The organism is Sphingomonas sp. BAUL-RG-20F-R05-02 (assembly GCF_022662305.1).
Taxonomy (GTDB): Bacteria; Pseudomonadota; Alphaproteobacteria; order Sphingomonadales; family Sphingomonadaceae; genus Sphingomonas.
The window spans coordinates 1-849 of the sequence record NZ_JAKNQH010000065.1 but is presented as its reverse complement, the minus strand read 5'-3'; the positions used below and the strand labels follow the sequence as shown (position 1 = coordinate 849).

The 849-nt window shown below is 63.8% G+C and carries 1 pseudogene; it reads right to left on the bottom strand.

Features of this window, described 5'->3' with window-relative positions:
- A pseudogene (locus L8F97_RS22440) lies at window positions 1-754 on the bottom strand (IS5 family transposase); the annotation flags it as partial.
- Between the last annotated feature and the right edge of the window lie 95 nt (window positions 755-849).

Sequence of the window (849 nt, the reverse complement as noted above, 5' to 3'; positions counted from 1 at the left end):
GGCGGTGGCGGACCGTATGGTGTGCTCGAAGTCTTTTGCGAGGCGGCGATTGCGGTTGAGCCAGGCGAAGGTCCGCTCGACGACCCAGCGTCGCGGTGGACGACGAAGCCGGTCTGATCGGCGAACTTGCGCACGATCTCGATGCCGATCGCCATGGCCATCTCGACCCTGGGACTGTTGTAGGCGCTGTCGGCATAAGCGAGCTTCACGAACGGATGGCGCATACGGGAGCGCTTGAGCAGCGGCACGGCGCCATCGCGATCTTGAACGTCGGCCGGGTGCACGAGGAATTCGAGCGGCCGTCCGTCGGTATCGACCATGGCATGGCGTTTACGGCCCATCACCTTCTTGCCCGCATCGTAACCGCGGGGACCGCCTGCTTCGGTTGTCTTCACGCTCTGACTGTCGATCACCGCTGCCGAAGGGGCTGGCTCCCTGCCGATCCGCACCCGGTCGAGTTGCACCAGATGATGGTTGAGCCTCTCGAACGCGGCGGTGTCGCGCAATTCACCGAACCATCGACACACCGTACGCCACGGCGGAAAGCTGTCGGGCAGGAAGCGCCAGGGACATCCTGCTCGCAGCACGTAGAACATCGCGTTCAACACCTCGCGCCAACCCTAGCGTCGCTTCCGGCCTCGGCGGCATGGCTTTGGCAGGAGCGGCGCGATGATCTGCCACTCCGCGTCGGTTAGATCACTCCATAGCGCAGCCCAACGCGGCTATGCTGCGCACGGGCGGGCGAGTTCCACATCGTCTCTTCCAAGGATGGTGTCGCAACCCCTCGGAATTACGTTGAAGCTCGATCGTCCACCGTTGCGCAGCCGTTCTGACACAGCCTCTGAGGCA